Source organism: Dryocola boscaweniae (assembly GCF_025215095.1).
Lineage (GTDB): Bacteria > Pseudomonadota > Gammaproteobacteria > Enterobacterales > Enterobacteriaceae > Dryocola > Dryocola boscaweniae.
The window spans coordinates 1-292 of the sequence record NZ_JALHAP010000020.1 but is presented as its reverse complement, the minus strand read 5'-3'; the positions used below and the strand labels follow the sequence as shown (position 1 = coordinate 292).

At 49.7% G+C, this 292-nt stretch carries 1 rRNA gene; it reads right to left on the bottom strand.

The features are described from left to right. Nucleotides 1-230, bottom strand: a 16S ribosomal RNA gene (locus MUA00_RS00095); the annotation flags it as partial. Between the last annotated feature and the right edge of the window lie 62 nt (nt 231-292).

Sequence of the window (292 nt, the reverse complement as noted above, 5' to 3'; positions counted from 1 at the left end):
CATCTGATGGCAAGAGGCCCGAAGGTCCCCCTCTTTGGTCCGAAGACGTTATGCGGTATTAGCTACCGTTTCCAGTAGTTATCCCCCTCCATCAGGCAGTTTCCCAGACATTACTCACCCGTCCGCCACTCGTCGGCAAAGAAGCAAGCTTCTTCCCGCTACCGTTCGACTTGCATGTGTTAGGCCTGCCGCCAGCGTTCAATCTGAGCCATGATCAAACTCTTCAATTAAAAGCTTGATTTGCTTCAACCCGTGAAGCGATGCTCAAAGATTACATTCACATAATTCACTA